The following is a 17,386-nucleotide window of genomic DNA, read 5'->3' as shown; positions in this document are numbered from 1 at the left end:
ACAAGGGCGCGAAGGCGCACTCGCCGTCTTCACGAGGACGGCGGGATTGTCGTTGGGCCGTCAGCGGCGGGAGTGGCCTTTTGCAATCGTCGAAGTGGCGATCGATACCGGGTCGCTCGCCGGAAATGTGTCTTCGAGCCCCTCATCGAGTTGCTCTTCCATCACATTCTGGTCGTGGGCCTGACGTGCAGTCGGCAATGCTCCGCGAGTGGAGGCCTTCGCACCGCTTGCAGACTGAAGCGCTTCGTCTGCGTCCAGTGCTGTTCTGAGCATATCCTTTGCCTTCGCGACCGCATTGAGCCGATTCAAGGAGCCCGCACTATCCTGCGGGCACATCACGGTCACGACTTCCCCGCCATCGCCGACGAATTCGACGCTGAACCCGGCCCGCCCGGCTCCTTCCGGGGAAACCTGTATACCGACGACGTGCATGTAATCCTCCTGCGAATAGCACCTCGATCCTTCGGACCGATTGGCAAAAGGAGGTCGCCGACCATCCGGGCGTATCGAGGACATCTATGCAAGGAAGCGTCGAAACGCGCTTTTGTTCCGTGAGCCGCAGAAAAATCGCGACCGCGGTCGCGATTGTGATCACAGTGCGCCTGGAGAGGCGGCGGGGCGCACCGTATTGGCTGGCAGGTCTTTGGCGGTATCAGCGGACTGGAATGCCGGGCCACCTGCCGGCTGCTTCCTCGTGCAATTCGCGAATGCGTCGAGGTCCTGCTTGTAGACCTTGGTCTCGACATTCATCATGCCGAGAACGGTATGGAAGAGATTGTCGTGCGACTTGGGCTGTGCCGTGTCCTTGGCAAGACAGGCCGTGTCGACCCCCATGGCCGCCTGATAGGGCTTCGAGAACCAGGCGACGAACGGCACCTGCGTCTGTTCGCGCGGGGCGATGGCGTACGGCGCACCGTGCAGATAGATGCCGTCTTCGCCGAGCGACTCGCCGTGGTCGGACATGTAGATCATCGCGCCGGCGACACGGTCCTGATGCTTCTCCAGCAGACGCGCGACACTTGCCAGCACGTAGTCGGTGTAGAGGATCGTGTTATCGTAGGCGTTGGTGATCTCGGCGACCGAGCACTTCATCAGCTCCGGCGTGCGGCAATCCGGCGTAAACCGGCGGAACCTTTCAGGGTAGCGCAGATAATAGGAAGGGCCGTGGCTACCGAGCTGGTGGAGGACGATCACGCTGTTGGAAGTGGTCGCCTGAAGCTTCTTGTCGAGTTCGCCGAGGAAGATTTCATCCAGGCATTCCCCGTTCTTGCAGAGCGGGCTGTTCTTCTGGTTGGTCATGCTGGCGAAGTTGATGAGATCGGCAATGCCCTTGCTGCCGGTGTTGTTGTCCCACCAGGTGGTCGCGACGCCTGCACGTGTCAGCACGTTCATCAGATTTTCCGTAGAACGCGCCTTCCAGTCGCTGTATTCACTGCGCGGATAGACGGAGAACATGCACGGTAGCGAGGTCGCCGTTGCTGTCCCGCAGCTTGTGGTATCGGTATAGTTGACGACGCCGAGGGCCTTCAGTTCGGGATTGGTCTCGCGCCCGTAGCCGTTCAAGGAGAAGTTCATTGCCCGCGCGGTCTCGCCGGCAACGACGACGACCACCACCGGCTTGCCGGCCGCCGCAATCCGCGGGCCCTGACGGGCGTCGGTGCCAAGGGGCTGCACGACGATGTTGCGCTCCTTGTACGTCGAAGCGGCATACCGTACGGCCGCCGAGACCGGCCCTGTCGGATTAAACCGCTTCATCAGGTCCTTGTGCTCGCGAATGACGTAGGCGACGTTCGCAAAATTCGCATAGACGAGCCCGCCGCTGACGATGAGGCAGGGGATGATCACCGCAAGATTGACGGCCGCATTCGCGAGGAAGGGCCGACGACGGACCTTGAGCCAGATGACGAGAAGCGAAGGCAGCAGGCCGTAGAGCAGCAGGTGTATCGCCAGGCTGCCGGTCAAAAGGTGGCCAGCTTCCGCCTGTGTCGTCACAGCCGCATTGCCGATCATGTCCTTGTCGATGATGACGCCGAATGTGTCGATGAAGTAGGAGGCAGACGCCGACACCATGATGAAGAAGATCAACACAGGCTTCATCACATATTTGACAGAAGCCATCGTGAACGCGGCAAAAGTCAGCATACAAAGCGCCACGCTGAAGGATACGAGCGCCACGACGGAATCGTTGAAATAGGCAAGCGTATGTGTCCAGAAGGATTTATTGGTGGCGACAAGCAGATAGGCGCTAACGAGCGCGCTCAGAGCGATACCACCAATCTCTGGCCGACGAATTCTCAAAAATGTCAAAGCAGTCGTCTCCGGCCGCAACTGTATCACATCCGAGATGATCGATACAGGCGCAGGCATTTCAGTCGAAGCGGAGACCGCGATACGGCCACCTGTTCAGTTGCAGCCTCCCCCTCACCGGTCGAGATACGACGTGCAACCTGTCCAAACCCCGTCAAGATTGCTCATCGATGGGTTTATGCACGCGGTGGTGGGTATTGCGACCGGGAGTTGGCAGTCCACGCGAAAGCCCATATGGTCGACAGCGGCCCCTGTAATATCGAGACGATTCAATGCGCCTGCTCCTGGTTGAAGACAGTCCGCGACTGGTAGAACTGGTCGGAGAAACCATGCGGGACGCTGGCTGGCGCCTCGATTCCGTTTCAACCGTTGCGGACGCCGAAACGGCTATCGCCGGGCGGGAGCACGACCTCGTGCTGCTCGATCTCGGTCTGCCCGATGGCGACGGCCTATCCCTGCTTCGTCGCCTCCGGCACGATTACCCCGGACTGCCGGTGCTGATTATCACTGCCAAGGGATCCGTTGACGAACGCATAGCCGGGCTCGATGCCGGCGCCGACGACTATCTGGTAAAGCCGTTCCATCATCGGGAGCTTCTCTCCCGCTGCCGCGCCATGCTCCGTCGCAATCCGCAGGCCGTGCAGCCCGTGCTGGAGGCCGGTGCCTTGCGCTATGATCCGGCGACTGCAGACCTCACCTGCGACGGCGCCGTGGTGCCGTTGCCGCCGCGCGAGCGGTCGCTGATGGAAATCCTGATGCGCGAAGTCGGGCGCGTGGTGCCAAAGCGCAAGCTCGAAACGGCGCTTTCCGAATATGGCCAGGAAGTCACGCCCAATGCGCTTGAGCTCGCGGTGTCGCGCGTGCGCAAGCGCCTGCAGCCGCTTGACACCGGTGTGCAGATAGAGACCGTACGCGGTATCGGCTATCTGCTCAGGCGCGCCTCATGAAACCCCGGAATCCGTCGCTGATCGGCATCGTCGCCCGCCGCATCATCGCCTTTTCGCTGGTTGCCATGGCCATCCAGATCGGCGTCGTCCTCGCCGACTACTGGTTCGACGACGACAAACTGAGCGTCCTCATGCTCCAGCAGGAAACCGAGAACCTCGCGGCCTATGTTCAAGTCCGCAATGGCGTCGTGACCTATGAACCCAATCATGAGATGCGCGAGCGCTATCAGGACCGCCATGACGACGACGGTTCGATCTTCCTTCGTATCCGCACGGCCGCGGGCGTCATCGTCTATTCGAACTGCACCAGCGAATGCGCGCAACATTTCCTGCCCGTCGGCGTTGATGCGCCGCAGTTCTGGAAGCGGCTGATCGCCCCGGGCAAGCCCTTTAGTGTCGCCGGTGGCCAGACCTTTGAACGGGGCGGCACCACCGTGCTCATCGAACTTGCGATCCTCAACGATCCGAACGGCTTCGTGTATGGGGCCCTGCTGCACGAGATGTTCGATTCCATGATCGTGCCGATGACGCTGATGTTCTGCCTCGTCATTGGCGCCACCATCTGGTCCATTCGCAGCGCACTGAAGCCCGTGGCGATGGCGGCTCAGGCAGCCGACGCACTGGACCCGCGCGACGGCAACGCGCGCCTGCCGGTGACGCGGATGCCGCAGGAGATCGCGCGGCTGGTCACCGCGGTCAACCGCATGCTCACGCGCGTTGCCGATCTCGTCCAATCGCAAAAGCTGTTCTCGTCCTCGATCGCCCATGAGATCCGGACGCCGGTCGCGATCGCCAAGATGGAATTGAGCCGCATCAACGATCCTAGGGCCCGCAACGCCGAAAGGGACCTCGACGCTCTGACCCATATTCTGGAGCAGCTCACCTCTCTGGCACGGGCCGACGCGGTCGATCCCGCCGCCTATCAGCGCACCAGCCTGTCTCAGATCGGAGCCTCCGTTGCCGAAGCGATCGCGCCGTTTGTCTTCGATCACGACAAGTCGCTCGAATTCCTCGACGACGGCACGCCGCCGGTCACGGCGATTCCGGCGCTGGTCGAGAACATGCTGCGCAACCTGATCGAGAACGCCGTCAAGCACAATCCTCCGGGCACGCGCATCATTCTCGCGTGCGGTCCCGGCCCGGTCGTCTCGGTCGAGGACAATGGCAAGGGGCTTATCGACCTGCCCGAACACCACGAAGACCTCGGCTACGTGAAGAGTTCCGGCCAGCTCGGGCTCGGCCTGAAGATTGTCCGCCGCATCAGCGAACTGCACCAGGCAACCATCGCGATCGATACCGCCCCGGAGCACGGCACCAAGATCTCGATTGATTTTTCAGCCGCAGTCTAAGCATCGCCGAACGGCCTGGTCTGCCCGATATGCCCCTCCCTTTTGTGCGCGCACTTCAGTCGCAGTGAACGCCTGCCTGCGCCGCACGGCGATACCCACCTCTGCGTCGCTCGATCGCGAGACCGCAAACACTCCGGTGATCCGACTTCGATTGCGCCCTGCACTACAATTCATTCGATTGACTTAATCAATGGAATGATGTAATTTAAGGACATGATGAAGAACAAAACCTCGACCCAAACACCCAAACAGGACCGCGGCGACGTCACGCGCGAGAAACTTCTGGCCAGCTCCATCGATGTCTTCGGCCGCTACGGCTTCGATGGCGCAAGCACACGCATGCTTGCGGAAACCGCCGGCGTGAACCTGCAGGCGATCCCCTACTATTTCGGCGGCAAGGAAGGCCTCTACATTGCCGCAGCGGAACACCTGGCGTCGATTATCGTCGGCCACGTCGGCGCTCTTAGAAACGTGATCCTCGAGCGCCTTGCCCGCCTCGACGCCGAAGGCCAGGCAATGTCGGCCGAAGAAGCCCGCGAGCTGTTGACCCAGATGGCACAACACATGGTCGCGATCTTTGTCAGCCGGCAGTCTGAGAGCTGGGCGCGTTTCATCATTCGCGAACAGATGGAGCCGACCGAAGCTTTCGAACGGGTCTATTCCAATGTCATGGGTCCGATGATCGGCATGGCCGGCAGATTGGTCGCAACCATCCTCGGTGAGCCGCCGCAATCCGAACATGTCCGCCTGAAGACCCTCTCCTTCGTCGGCAGCATCCTCGTCTTCCGCATGGCCCATGCCGCCATGCTCCGGCAGATGAACTGGCAGGCCGTCGGCTCCGACGAGCTCGACATGCTGCGTCGCCACGTCGCCGAACTTGTCGCCGCACTGGGCGGCACGAAGGAGGGGCGGTCATGAACAAGCCCGCAATCGCCCTTCTGTTGCTCGCCGGCGCCACCGCCGGCAGCTGGTGGTTCGACGTACCCCAGCGGCTCGGCTGGACCGAGACGGTGCGAACCTCTGTGCTCTACGGCAATGTCGATATCCGCCAGGTCTCTTTGGGTTTCCGCGTCAATGGCCGCATCGCGAGCCTCGGGGTCGATGAGGGTGACGCGGTGAAGCCCGGCGATGTCCTTGCAACTCTCGACGCCGTGCCGTTCGAACAGGCAGTCGCGGCAGCCGAAGCCGAACTCGGCGCGCTCAAGGCTAGCCTCGCGAAACTGAAGGCAGGCGCTCGACCGACCGAAATCGCCCAGGCCCGTGCCGCCCACGACGAACGCGTCGCCGACCTGCAAAATGCCGACCTCGCCTATGAGCGCGCCCGGCAGTTGCGGCCGAACGGCACAATTTCCCAGGCCAATCTCGACGAGGCGAACGCCAACAGGGCGGCAGCCGCGGCGCGCGCCACGTCCGCCCGCGAGGCGCTGGCGCTCCTCGAAGAAGGGAGCCGGATCGAAGATATCGAGGCGGCTCAGGCACAGGTCCTGGCGGCCGAGGCCAAGCTCGAGAGCGCCCGCACATCACTTTCGGACACGCGCCTTCTCGCCCCAAATGCCGGAACCGTGCTCTCCCGAGTTCGCGAAGTCGGCGCAATCGTCGCGCCCTCCGACATGGTCTATGTCGTCTCGCTGAACGAACCCGTCTGGGTCCGGGCCTATGTCGCGGAACCGGATCTTGGCCGGGTGCATCCGGGCATGGCCGTAGAGATCACCTCGGACACTGCACCGGATCGCCCCTACAAGGCCACGGTGGGCTTTATCTCGCCTGTCGCCGAGTTCACCCCGAAGTCAGTGGAAACGCCGGAGCTTAGGACCGATCTCGTCTACCGCCTGCGCATCGTCGTCGACAAGCCGGGTCCCGATCTCAGGCAGGGCATGCCGGTGACGGTGCACCTGCCCGAAGCCGCAGAGGCAAAACGATGAGCGACGAAACACCGTTCGTCCGGATCGCGGACGTGGTCAAGCGCTTCGGCGATGCCCCGCCGGCACTCGACCACATCGATGGCGAAATCCTGGGCGGGCGGATTACCGGGCTCGTCGGCCCTGATGGCGCGGGAAAGACTACGCTTATCCGGTTGATGACGGGGCTAATGGTGCCGGACGCCGGCAAGGTCGAGGTTCTCGGTTTCGACACGGTGACCAACGCGGCCGACATCCAGGCGGCGATCGGCTACATGCCGCAGCGCTTCGGCCTCTATGAGGATCTTTCCGTTCAGGAGAACCTGAACCTTTACGCCGATCTGCGCGGCCTGCCGCTCGCCGAGCGTCCTGCGACGTTCGACGAACTGCTCGAATTCACCGATCTCAAGCGCTTCACCGCGCGCCTTGCCGGCAAGCTATCCGGCGGCATGAAGCAGAAGCTTGGCCTCGCCTGCGCACTGCTGCGGAAGCCCCGTCTGCTCCTCCTCGACGAACCGGGCGTCGGCGTCGATCCGATCTCCCGTCGCGACCTCTGGAAGATGGTCGAGAACCTGACGGCCGAAGGCATCGGCGTCGTCTGGTCGACGGCCTATCTCGACGAAGCCGAGGCCTGCGACAGTGTGCTGCTGCTGAACGAAGGCAAGCTCCTGTTTGCCGGGAGTCCCGCCGAACTGACCGCTCGCGTCGCCGAACGCGTCTTCAAGGTTTCGGGCATCGCGCATGGACGACGCCAGAAGCTCGCGCGCTTTCTCGATGACGATGATGTGGTCGACGGCGTCATCCAGGGTGAAGCGATCCGACTGGTGATGAAGCCCAACACCAAGCCGCCGACACCGGGCGACGGCTCGTCGACGCCTGCGGTGACGACCACGCCTCCCCGCTTCGAGGATGCCTTCATCGACATGCTCGGCGGCGGTCCCCGTGGTCGCTCGAAATTGGCGGAAACGCAGACACCTTTCGCAATGGAAGACAGCAAGCCCGTCATCGAGGCCCACGGCCTGACGAAACGCTTCGGGGATTTCACCGCCGCCGACGACATCACCTTCGACATTCCACGCGGCCAGATCTTCGGGCTTCTCGGCCCGAACGGCGCCGGCAAATCGACGACGTTCAAGATGCTCTGCGGCCTACTGAAACCCTCGGCCGGCGAAGGCCGCGTTGCGGGCTTTGATCTTCGCCGCGATGCGGCCGAGGCGCGCAATCGGCTCGGCTACATGGCGCAAAAGTTCTCGCTCTATGGAGACCTCAGCGTCGCGCAGAACCTCAGTTTCTTTGCCGGCGTCTACGGGCTTTCCGGTGCGCGCAAACGCGAGCGTATCCAGCTGATGACCGATATCTTCGCCTTCGGCCGCCTTCTCGACATGTCGGCCAAGGATTTGCCGCTCGGGCTCAAGCAGCGGCTGGCCCTTGCCTGTGCCGTGCTGCATGAGCCGGAAGCGCTGTTTCTCGACGAGCCTACCTCCGGCGTCGACCCCATTACGCGGCGCGAATTCTGGACCCATATCAACGGGCTGGTCGAAAAGGGCGTCACAGTGCTCGTGACCACGCACTTCATGGACGAGGCCGAGTATTGCGACCGCATTTCCCTCATCTATCGCGGGAAGTCGATCGCGCTCGGCTCGCCGGACGAATTGAAGGCCCAGGTCGCCGGCGACAAGCTTCCGGACCCGACGATGGAGGATGCCTTCATCGCCCTGGTTCAGGGGTCGGAGGAAAAGGAGGCGGCATGAGCGCGCAGTCCTCAACCATAGAAGGCGGTGCCACCCGGGCCAGGCGCTTTGCCGCGCTAGTGCGCAAGGAAAGCTACCAGATCGTTCGCGACCCGAGCAGCATCCTGATTGCCTTCGTGCTGCCGATGATCCTGCTCTTTCTCTTCGGCTATGGCGTATCGCTCGACACGACGCAGACCCACGTCGGGCTCGTCATAGAAGAGGAAGCGCCGCTGACGCGAGACCTCGCCGCCGGGTTTCAGGCGTCGCGCTATTTCAAGGTGACGGTCGGTCGCGACCGACGGGATTTCGAAGAGGATCTGGTGCTCGGCCGCGTGCGCGGCATTGTCGTGATCCCCGCCGGCTTTACGGCGGACTATTCTGCCGGACGCCATCCGGCGGTGCAGGTGCTCGTCGATGGCTCGGATCCCAACACCGCAAACTTCGTACAGAACTACGCGCAAGCGACCCTTGCCAACTGGGAGCGCCAGCGCTTGAGCGAAGGAGCCGGACGCCCACCGGCAATTTCGGCCGAGCAGCGCTTCTGGTTCAATCCGGAGCTGACCAGCCGAAACTTCCTCGTACCCGGATCGATCGCCATCGTCATGACGCTGGTCGGTACACTGCTGACCTCGCTCGTGGTTGCCCGCGAGTGGGAACGCGGCACGATGGAGGCGATGATGGCCACCCCCGTCTCGGCCGCCGAACTCTTGGCCGGCAAGCTGCTACCCTATTTCATCCTCGGCCTCACCTCGATGACGCTGTGCGTGCTGCTTGCCGTCTTCCTCTTTGGCGTCCCCTTCCGCGGCTCCGTCGCAGCGCTCTATGCGCTGTCGGCGACCTTTCTGATGCCGGCACTCGGCCAGGGCCTGCTGATCTCGGCGGCGACCAAGAACCAGTTTCTCGCCTCGCAGCTCGCGTTGATCTCTGCCTTCCTGCCGGCGTTCCTGCTCTCCGGATTTCTCTTCGAAATCAACTCGATGCCGAGGGTCATTCAATGGATCACTTTCGTCGTGCCGGCCCGCTATCTGATCCCGAGCCTGCAGACCGTGTTCCTTGCCGGCGACATCTGGCCGATGTTCACGCGGGCGATCGCCGTCATGCTCCTGATCGGCTGCGTTTTCTTCGCGCTCGCCGCCCGCAGCACCCGCAAGAGGATTGGCTGAGATGTGGTGGACAAGACTGAAGGCACTGATCGTCAAGGAATTGCTGGCGGTACTGCGCGATCCCAAAGGACGCACGGTGCTGATCGTCCCGCCGATCCTGCAGCTGCTGGTGTTTTCCTATGCCGCAACGCTCGAAGTGACGAATGTCGACGTCATGGTGCTGAACCGCGACAATGGCCACTGGAGCCAGGACCTCGTTGAAGAGATCCAGGGGTCGCCGACTTTCCGCAGCATTCGCTTCACCAACAGCCCCGACGAGGTGCGCGCGGCAATCGACACGCAAACCGTCATTGCCGCGATCGAGATCGGCCCCACCTTCTCGCGCGAGATCGAAGCGAGCCGGCCGGCCGAAGTACAGGTCATCCTCGATGGGCGCCGCTCAAACGCGTCGCAGATCGTTGCAGGATATTTGAGCCGCATCGTCGGAACGCTTGCCTCCGAAACGCCGGCCGGGAAGCGCATGGCTTCCGGCGCAGTCGCCGTCGTTGCGCGGAACTGGTTCAATCCGAACCTCACCTATCAATGGTTCATGGTGCCGAACCTGGTCGCGAGCATAGCGCTGTTGATCGGCCTCATTGTAACCGCGCTGTCGATCGCCCGCGAACGCGAGCTCGGCACTTTCGACCAGCTCATGGTTTCGCCGCTTAGGACACATGAGATCCTGATCGGCAAGCTGATCCCACCAATGATGATTGGTCTCTTCCACATCACCATCTATATCCTGGCGGCAGTCTTCATTTTCGGGGTGCCGTTGCGCGGCTCGCTATTGCTGCTCTATGGCAGCGCGATCTTCTATCTCGCCTCCGTCGTCGGCCTCGGCCTCTTCATTTCGGCCCTTTCGATGACGCAGCAGCAGGCGATCCTCGGCGCCTTCCTTTTCATGGTGCCGGCGATGCTGCTCTCGGGCTTCGCGACGCCGATCGAGAACATGCCCACCTGGCTGCAGCCGATCACCTACATCAACCCGCTGCGCTATTTCCTCGTGATCGTGAAGGGTGTGTTCCTCAAGGACATACCGGCGGTCGAGGTGGCGCGGCAGACGATCCCACTGTCTATGATCGCCATCGTCACACTCTCGGCCGCGTCCTGGCTCTTCCGCCGTCGACTGGAGTAACCGGAGCAACTCCAGCCAAGGTGCGCAGTGGATTTCCGGTCGGAGTTACGCAATCGGCCCTTTCCAACCGGAAACGTTCTATTCCTTCAAGAAGCGCGTGATCGCAGCAATTTCGTTCTGGCGAATGTCATGTCCGCCTGAGTGCCACTCCGTCTGCGTTGCCGCACCCTGCCCCTGGAGATAGTCGGCCAATGCCTGCGTCAGCGGCGCCGGGCAGATCGGGTCGCGCTCGCCCGCGGTAATCAGCACGCGACGGCCTTTGAGCGCCGGATTGTCCTTCGGCCGGAATGGGATCAGGGGGTGCATGAGCACCGCCTTGTCGAAGACGCCTTTTTCGATGAGCACATTGGCGAGAATGTTCGCACCATTGGAATAGCCGAGGCCGATCACCTGCGAAGCCTGGTGCTCCGTAGCCAACGCCTTGACGAAGCCGGCCATCTTTTCGGTAGCCCGGGCAAGATCCGCCATGTCATAGACGCCCTCACCCGTGCGCTTGAAGAACCTTGCTGCACCATGCTCCGAGACGTCACCGCGCGGCGAGACGATCGTCGCATCGGGCAGAAGCTCGGACGCAAAGGTGAAGAACTGGTTTTCATCTCCGCCCGTTCCGTGAAAGACGAAGAAGATCGGCTGGCCGGGCTTGCCGGCCTTCAGTTTGTGGACGTAACCAAAATCGACCATTTTTGTCTCCTGGAGCAGTTCTTCGAAACGGGCCAGAGCCTCAGTCCGAAACTGCCTGATTTCAAGGCGTTGGATTCACCGTTTCGACGAAACAGTGAAGCGATCTTCATAGGGTGCCAAAGGCTCGCCGGTACGGCGAGCCATCTGTATCGACGATTAGTCGATCTTCTGCAGGTGGCTCTCCAGGATCGGACGCAGGTGCTTGTGCTGCTGCGGCAGCTTCAGCGCCTCGCCGAGGTGCGCGAGATCCTCGTCCCGGTCGAAGCCCGGCTCGTTGGTGGCGATCTCGAACAGCACGCCACCCGGTGTGCGGAAGTAGATCGCCCAGAAGTAATCGCGGTCGATAACCGGGGTAACCTGGTAGCCGGTATCCATCAGCGCCTTGCGCACCTCCAACTGCTTTTCGCGGTTTTCGACGGCGAAGGCGATATGGTGCACCGAACCGGCGCCCTGCGAAGCGCGGCCGATATTCGGCATCGTCTCCAGGTCGATGACGCGCGCATCGTTGCCGCCAGGCACGATCAGACGCGTGACACCATCCTTGCGGTCAAGCTCCTCGTAGCCCATGAACTTCAAGAGTTCGGCCGTAGCGCCTTCATCGCGAAGACGAAGTGCGGCGGAATGAAACCCGCGGATCGCATGATCCGCCGAAATGCCGCCTTCCGTCCAGGGTGCGCGCTGATCATCCTTGACCTCGACGAGCGCAAAGCCGTCACCATCAGGGCCGGCAAAGTTCAGGCGCTTCTCGCCGAAGGTTTCTTCGTCCTTGAGGCCGGAGACACCCGAAGCCGTCAGGCGATCGCGCCAAAAGCCGAGTGAACCTTCGGGCACGGAGAACACGGTGGTCCCGACTTCGCCGGTACCGGCGCGACCACGCGGCATGTTCGGGAACGGGAAGTAGGTCATGACGGTACCGGGCGTGCCGGCTTCGTCGCCGTAATAGAGGTGGTAGACGTCCGGCGAGTCGAAGTTGACCGTCTTCTTGACCCGGCGCAGGCCGAGCGACTTGGTGAAGAACAGGTTGTTTTCGCGCGCATCGTCGGCCATCGAAGTGACGTGATGCAGACCCTTGATCTGATTGAGCATTGCCGTGATCCTTTCGCTCCGGCGCCACCGGGGCGCTTCGTTGGGAGATAGATGCGCTCTTCCGGGCCGCAGCGAAAGCCGACCAAGGCCAAACGCATTGTCAACATTACATTGACAGCGCAATTGACTCGTCAACAATCGAGAGACCGGTAGCCCTGCGCTTGTGGCCCGTTGCGCCGGTGCATAAGATCGCCTTGCGGCATGTCGTCGTAAGCACGCGAGGAGGCGCGCGGACATCTGTGAAACATCGCTTGGCCCTTGGATTTCTGCTGTTGCCGCTGCTTGCGACCATACTGGCCTGGAAAGGCTATGCAGTCACGACCGACAGCTATCTGCGCGAAGCGACTGCTCAAGCCACCACTGCTCTCCGGCTCGCCGTCACCGCGCTCGATGGCCACCTAAACCGCTATCAGGCGCTGCCGGCGCTGATTGCGGATCACGAAGACGTCCAGGAACTGGTCACCCGCCCGCGCGACCGGCGCCTGAGGGAGGCGGTGAACACCTATCTGAAAGACATCAACGCGCTGCTTCACTCCTCGGATATCTATGTCATCACGCCTGACGGCGATACGATCGCTGCCAGCAACTATGACGGGCCGACGAGTTTCGTCGGCCAGAACTTCAGCTATCGCCCCTATTTCCAGGAGGCGCTTCGCGGGCAGCAGTCGCGCTTCTATGCGCTCGGCACCACGTCGCTGAAGCGCGGCTACTATTTTGGCTCGCCGATCCAGATCGGTGACGAGATCCGCGGCGTCATCGTCTTCAAGGTCGATGTCGAAAGCATCGAAGCCTCCTGGCAGGGCGGTGAATACAGAATCTTCGTTTCCGACCCCGAGGGCATCATCTTCATGTCCGGCGACCCGGACTGGCTCTATTCCTCAATCCTGCCTTTGACCCCAGACCGGCTCGCGCGCACCGAAGCCTCGAGGCGCTATGCCGACGCCACGCTACAGCCGCTGCCCATGGCAGACAGGACCTCCTCAGGCCATCGCTTCATGACCGTTTCCTCCGGCGGCTCCAGCCGCGAATATCTCGTGCTGTCGCAATATATGCCGGACGCCGACTGGACCGTGAACGTGCTGGTGGATACGGCTTCCGCCCATACGCAGGCGCTGACCACAGTCGCCGCAGCTTTGCTGTTGATCTGTCTCGCCGGCCTTGGCGTGGCCATCATCCTGCAACGCCGCGCACGGCTCAACGAACGCATCTCGATGCAGGCGGAAGCGCAGACCGAACTCGAACGCCGTGTCGACGAACGCACCGCCGACCTCGCGCGCGTCAACGCCCAGATCGAAGAGGAGATCGCCGAGCGCCGCCTGACAGAACAGCAGTTGCGCCGGACACAGGCCGATCTCATTCAGGCCGGCAAGTTGGCCGGTCTCGGGCAGATGTCCGCCGCCCTCTCGCACGAATTCAACCAGCCGCTTGCCGCCGCAAAGACCTATGCCGACAGCGCCGCATTGCTGATCGAGCGCGGTCGATCCGACGAGGCAAGTGACAACATCCGCCGGATCTCCGGCCTCGTCGATCGCATGGCAGCGATCAGCAAGCACCTGCGCAACTTCGCCCGCAAACCGAACGAGAAGCTCGGGCCGGTTCCAGTCGAAGAGGTGGTGCGCGATACGATGGAGATCGTATCGGTTCGGCTGAAGGCTGCGTCAGCAACCATCGACATTGATCTCGGCGATCAGCCGCTCGTCGTTCGCGCCGGATCGGTGCGCCTGCAGCAGGTGCTCGTCAACGTCATCTCGAACGCCGCAGATGCCGTCGAGGGACTTGAAGACCGGACCATTCGCCTACGAGCTAGACAGGATGGCGGCAAGGTGTTGCTGACCGTCAGCGACCGGGGACCAGGCGTCCCGCCGGCGATTGCCGAACGCATTTTCGATCCGTTCTTTTCGACCAAGGGCGTCGGCAAGGGGCTGGGCCTCGGCCTTTCGATTTCCTATAACATTATCAAGGATTTCGGCGGCAGCCTTGTTGCCACCAATCTTGCGGAGGGTGGCGCCGAGTTCCGCATCGAACTTGCCGCCGAAGATAGCAATGCCCGGGAGGCTGCCGAATGATCGAGAGCCGGATCCTGCTCGTCGATGACGAAGAGGATGTACGCCATTCGAGTGCGCAAGCGCTGGAACTTGCGGGCTTTCGAGTCGAGACATTTGCGGCAGCCGAACACGCACTGGAATTCATCAGCTTCAGTTTTTCCGGCGTAGTCATCAGCGACATCCGCATGCCCGGCATGGACGGCATGACGCTTCTGCAGCGGATCCGCGAGATCGATGCCGAAGTGCCTGTCATCCTCGTCACCGGCCATGGCGATGTGCAGCTTGCCGTGCGCGCGATGCGCGAAGGCGCCTATGATTTCGTCGAGAAGCCCTTTGCGACACAGATGCTCGCCGGCACGATCCGCCGGGCCCTCGACTGGCGCGCGCTCGTCCTGGAAAACCGCCGTTTGAAGGCCGTGGCCGGCAAACGCGACGATATCGAGCAGCGGCTCCCCGGTCGCAGCCAAGTGATGGTCGATCTGCGCTATCGCATTCGCGCGATCGGCGCCGCCGACGCCGACACGCTGATCATCGGCGACACCGGTGTCGGCAAGGAGGTGCTGGCCCGCACGCTGCACGATCTGAGCGCACGGGCCAATAGCCCCTTCATTGCGATCAACTGTGCGGCACTGCCGGAAAACCTGATCGAGAGCGAGCTTTTCGGCCATGAGCCCGGCGCCTTTCCCGGTGCCATCCGCCCGCGCTATGGCAAGTTCGAGCATGGTCGCGGTGGTACCATCCTGCTCGACGAGATCGGCTCGATGCCATTCGACCTTCAGGCTAAATTCCTGCGCGTCCTCCAGGAACGCGTCATCACCCGGCTCGGATCGAACGAAGTCGTGCCGCTCGACGTGCGCTTCATCGCGACCAGCAAAGTCGACCTCGAAAAGGAGGTTGTCGCAGGGCGCTTCCGCGCCGATCTGCTCTATCGGCTCAACGTCGCGACGCTTCGTGTTCCCTCGCTTGCACAACGCCGCACGGATATCCCGCTGCTCTTTCTGCAATTGGTCAGGGAATCCGCCGCGCGCTACGGCCGGGACGAAGTCGAGGTCTCACAAGCCATGCTGGCGGAAATGGCAGAGCGCGACTGGCCGGGCAACGTACGCGAACTGCGCAATGCCGCCGAACGGCTGGTGCTTGGGCTTGATGCCTCGCCGCACGATGCAGCCAAGGAAGATAACGGCCGGCTTGCCGACAAGGTGGCAGCCTATGAAAAAGGCTTGATCGCCAGCGCCATCGCGGCCCACGGCGGCGCCCTGAAACCGGTTTATGAGTCGCTCGGCATCTCGCGCAAGACGCTCTACGAAAAGATGCAGAAATTCGGGCTCGACAAGAAGCTCGTCGCCGCGGACTTTCCCGCAGACGGCGATCTCTGATCGCAGCCGGCATCCGAACCCCAAGCGCAGAAATGAATTCAGGGACGCGATCGCTCGCGTCCCTGTCAACGATGTGTCCAAAGTCTCAGATGTTGAAGGCAGCGCCGATCAGCGTCTTGGTATAGGGCTGTTTCGGCGCCTCGAAGATCGCGTCAGTTTCGCCTTCCTCGACGATCTTGCCGTTCTTCATGACGATCACATAGTCCGACATCGCCTTCACCACCGAAAGATCGTGGCTGATGAAGATGTAGGAGAGCCCATGTGAGCGCTGCAGATCGCGCAGGAGTTCGATCACCTGCCCCTGCACCGAGCGGTCGAGCGCCGAGGTCGGTTCGTCGAGAATGACGACCTTCGGCTTCAGGATCATCGCGCGGGCAATCGCGATACGCTGCCGCTGGCCGCCCGAAAACTCGTGCGGGTAGCGATTGCGCGACGCCGGATCGAGCCCCACTTCCTTGAGTGCCTCGGACGCCCGGCGGTCGCGGTCAGCGCGGCTGAGCTCGGGCTCATGCACGTGCAGACCTTCGGTGATGATTTCACCGACGGTTCGGCGCGGCGAAAGCGAGCCGTAGGGATCCTGGAAAACGAGTTGCAAGGTGCGGCGCAACGGCCGCATTTGGCCGCGGTCGAAACCGGAGATGTCCGTCGTCCCGAAGCGATAGTGACCGCTGCTCGGCAGCAGTCTCAGCAGCGCACGGCCGAGCGTCGATTTTCCGGAGCCGGACTCTCCGACGACCCCGATCGTCTGCCCCTCTTTCAGGCGCAGATTGACGCTGTCCACGGCGCGGAAGACCGACTTGCCGCCTTTGAACAGTCCGCCGCCGATCTGGTAATCGACGCAGACATCGCGACCTTCGAGAATGATCGGCGCGCCGTCGGGCGGCGAAGCCTTGCGACCACTGGGCTCGGCGGCAAGCAGCATCTTCGTGTAATCGGCCTGCGGCCGCTCGAAGATATCTGCCGTTGTGCCCTTTTCCACCACTTCGCCACGGCGCATCACGGCCACGCGGTCCGCGAAATGCTTGACGATGCCGAGGTCGTGGGTGATCAGCACGATCGCCATGCCGAAGCGCTGCTGCAGCGACTTCAGGAGATCGAGGATCTGCGCCTGGATCGTCACGTCGAGTGCCGTCGTCGGTTCGTCAGCGATTAGCAGATCAGGCTCGTTGGCGAGTGCCATGGCGATCATCACGCGCTGGCGCTGGCCACCCGAAAGCTCGTGCGGGTAGCTGTCGATGCGACGTCCCGGCTCGGGGATGCCGACAAGTTCGAGCAGTTCGAGCACGCGTGCCCGCGCCTGCTTGAACGAGCCACCGCGGTGGTGAACGATCGGCTCGGCGATCTGGCGTCCGATCGGATAGAGCGGATCGAGCGAGGTCATCGGCTCCTGGAAGATCATGGTGACCTTCGCGCCGCGGACCTGATTCAAGGCCTTCGGCGGCAGGCCAACAAGCTCCTGCCCACGGTAGGTTGCCGAGCCCGTGACCTCACCGTTCTTGGCGAGCAGGCCCATGATACCCATCATCGTCTGGCTCTTGCCGGAGCCGGATTCGCCGACGACTGCGAGCGTTTCGCCTGAGCGTACGTCGAGATCGATGCCCTTGACCGCTTCTACGGTGCCGTCAGGCGTCGAGAAGTTCACCTTGAGTCCGCGAACGGCCAGGATGGTTTCGTTGGTATCTGCCAT

14 protein-coding genes are annotated in these 17,386 nt (G+C 62.3%); 9 read left to right on the top strand and 5 right to left on the bottom strand.

Annotation, left to right across the window (positions count from 1 at the left end):
- Positions 1–60: 60 nt before the first annotated feature.
- On the bottom strand, positions 61–432 hold the full coding sequence (locus tag LAC81_RS32760) for a hypothetical protein (RefSeq protein ID WP_223728774.1): 372 nt from the start codon (positions 430–432) through the stop codon (positions 61–63).
- 159 nt (positions 433–591) lie between these two features.
- Entirely contained in the window at positions 592–2,307 is a 1,716-nt protein-coding gene (locus LAC81_RS32755) for a phosphoethanolamine transferase (RefSeq protein WP_223728773.1), read from the bottom strand.
- Positions 2,308–2,579: 272 nt separating this feature from the next.
- Between LAC81_RS32755 and LAC81_RS32750 the strand changes: the two genes are divergently transcribed.
- The 7 genes from LAC81_RS32750 to LAC81_RS32720 all read left to right on the top strand — a co-directional run bounded on the left by LAC81_RS32750 (position 2,580) and on the right by LAC81_RS32720 (position 10,511).
- The gene (locus LAC81_RS32750; RefSeq protein ID WP_223728772.1) at positions 2,580–3,254 is read left to right on the top strand and encodes a response regulator transcription factor; all 675 of its coding nucleotides are present in this window, start codon (positions 2,580–2,582) and stop codon (positions 3,252–3,254) included.
- Positions 3,251–4,603 (top strand): sensor histidine kinase, encoded by a 1,353-nt coding sequence (locus LAC81_RS32745; RefSeq protein WP_223728771.1) that lies wholly within the window; start codon positions 3,251–3,253, stop codon positions 4,601–4,603. Before LAC81_RS32750 ends, LAC81_RS32745 begins: the two co-directional genes overlap by 4 nt.
- A gap of 213 nt (positions 4,604–4,816) precedes the next feature.
- The gene (locus LAC81_RS32740; protein ID WP_223728770.1) at positions 4,817–5,521 is read left to right on the top strand and encodes a CerR family C-terminal domain-containing protein; all 705 of its coding nucleotides are present in this window, start codon (positions 4,817–4,819) and stop codon (positions 5,519–5,521) included.
- Positions 5,518–6,525 (top strand): secretion protein HlyD, encoded by a 1,008-nt coding sequence (hlyD, locus tag LAC81_RS32735; RefSeq protein ID WP_223728769.1) that lies wholly within the window; start codon positions 5,518–5,520, stop codon positions 6,523–6,525. The genes LAC81_RS32740 and hlyD overlap by 4 nt, the downstream gene beginning before the upstream one ends.
- The gene (locus LAC81_RS32730; protein WP_223728768.1) at positions 6,522–8,252 is read left to right on the top strand and encodes an ATP-binding cassette domain-containing protein; all 1,731 of its coding nucleotides are present in this window, start codon (positions 6,522–6,524) and stop codon (positions 8,250–8,252) included. The genes hlyD and LAC81_RS32730 overlap by 4 nt, the downstream gene beginning before the upstream one ends.
- On the top strand, positions 8,249–9,397 hold the full coding sequence (locus tag LAC81_RS32725) for an ABC transporter permease (RefSeq protein ID WP_223728767.1): 1,149 nt from the start codon (positions 8,249–8,251) through the stop codon (positions 9,395–9,397). The genes LAC81_RS32730 and LAC81_RS32725 overlap by 4 nt, the downstream gene beginning before the upstream one ends.
- Position 9,398: 1 nt before the next feature.
- Positions 9,399–10,511 carry an ABC transporter permease gene (locus LAC81_RS32720; RefSeq protein ID WP_223728766.1) on the top strand — a complete coding sequence of 371 codons (1,113 nt, stop codon included), beginning with the start codon at positions 9,399–9,401 and terminating at the stop codon, positions 10,509–10,511.
- 78 nt (positions 10,512–10,589) lie between these two features.
- On the opposite strand, the gene LAC81_RS32715 is transcribed toward LAC81_RS32720, so the two are convergent.
- Positions 10,590–11,192, bottom strand: coding sequence for an alpha/beta hydrolase (locus LAC81_RS32715; RefSeq protein ID WP_223728765.1), 603 nt, complete (start codon positions 11,190–11,192; stop codon positions 10,590–10,592).
- A 156-nt stretch (positions 11,193–11,348) separates the two neighbouring features.
- A complete protein-coding gene (locus LAC81_RS32710) occupies positions 11,349–12,278 on the bottom strand; it encodes a VOC family protein (RefSeq protein WP_113535126.1) in 930 nt (309 codons plus the stop codon).
- Positions 12,279–12,517: 239 nt separating this feature from the next.
- Here LAC81_RS32710 and LAC81_RS32705 point away from each other — a divergent pair, with 239 nt between their 5' ends.
- Positions 12,518–14,344, top strand: coding sequence for a sensor histidine kinase (locus LAC81_RS32705; RefSeq protein ID WP_223728764.1), 1,827 nt, complete (start codon positions 12,518–12,520; stop codon positions 14,342–14,344).
- On the top strand, positions 14,341–15,699 hold the full coding sequence (locus tag LAC81_RS32700; protein ID WP_223728763.1) for a sigma-54-dependent transcriptional regulator: 1,359 nt from the start codon (positions 14,341–14,343) through the stop codon (positions 15,697–15,699). The genes LAC81_RS32705 and LAC81_RS32700 overlap by 4 nt, the downstream gene beginning before the upstream one ends.
- 85 nt (positions 15,700–15,784) lie before the next feature.
- Here LAC81_RS32700 and LAC81_RS32695 read toward each other — a convergent pair whose 3' ends face one another.
- Positions 15,785–17,386 carry an ABC transporter ATP-binding protein gene (locus LAC81_RS32695; RefSeq protein WP_223728762.1) on the bottom strand — a complete coding sequence of 534 codons (1,602 nt, stop codon included), beginning with the start codon at positions 17,384–17,386 and terminating at the stop codon, positions 15,785–15,787.

Origin of the sequence: Ensifer adhaerens (genome assembly GCF_020035535.1) — a bacterium.
Lineage (GTDB): Bacteria > Pseudomonadota > Alphaproteobacteria > Rhizobiales > Rhizobiaceae > Ensifer.
Note: the sequence above shows the minus strand (reverse complement) of the source record. Positions and strands in the feature narration are given on the sequence as shown.

Excerpts from the sequence above, each read along its gene's own strand:
- LAC81_RS32695 (WP_223728762.1), bottom strand. The coding sequence starts at position 17,386 with ATGGCAGATACCAACGAAACCATCCTGGCCGTTCGCGGACTCAAGGTG.
- LAC81_RS32715 (WP_223728765.1), bottom strand. The coding sequence starts at position 11,192 with ATGGTCGATTTTGGTTACGTCCACAAACTGAAGGCCGGCAAGCCCGGC.
- LAC81_RS32760 (WP_223728774.1), bottom strand. The coding sequence starts at position 432 with ATGCACGTCGTCGGTATACAGGTTTCCCCGGAAGGAGCCGGGCGGGCC.
- LAC81_RS32745 (WP_223728771.1), top strand. The coding sequence starts at position 3,251 with ATGAAACCCCGGAATCCGTCGCTGATCGGCATCGTCGCCCGCCGCATC.
- LAC81_RS32725 (WP_223728767.1), top strand. The coding sequence starts at position 8,249 with ATGAGCGCGCAGTCCTCAACCATAGAAGGCGGTGCCACCCGGGCCAGG.
- LAC81_RS32700 (WP_223728763.1), top strand. The coding sequence starts at position 14,341 with ATGATCGAGAGCCGGATCCTGCTCGTCGATGACGAAGAGGATGTACGC.
- LAC81_RS32740 (WP_223728770.1), top strand. The coding sequence starts at position 4,817 with ATGATGAAGAACAAAACCTCGACCCAAACACCCAAACAGGACCGCGGC.
- LAC81_RS32720 (WP_223728766.1), top strand. The coding sequence starts at position 9,399 with ATGTGGTGGACAAGACTGAAGGCACTGATCGTCAAGGAATTGCTGGCG.
- LAC81_RS32730 (WP_223728768.1), top strand. The coding sequence starts at position 6,522 with ATGAGCGACGAAACACCGTTCGTCCGGATCGCGGACGTGGTCAAGCGC.
- LAC81_RS32710 (WP_113535126.1), bottom strand. The coding sequence starts at position 12,278 with ATGCTCAATCAGATCAAGGGTCTGCATCACGTCACTTCGATGGCCGAC.
- LAC81_RS32750 (WP_223728772.1), top strand. The coding sequence starts at position 2,580 with ATGCGCCTGCTCCTGGTTGAAGACAGTCCGCGACTGGTAGAACTGGTC.
- hlyD (WP_223728769.1), top strand. The coding sequence starts at position 5,518 with ATGAACAAGCCCGCAATCGCCCTTCTGTTGCTCGCCGGCGCCACCGCC.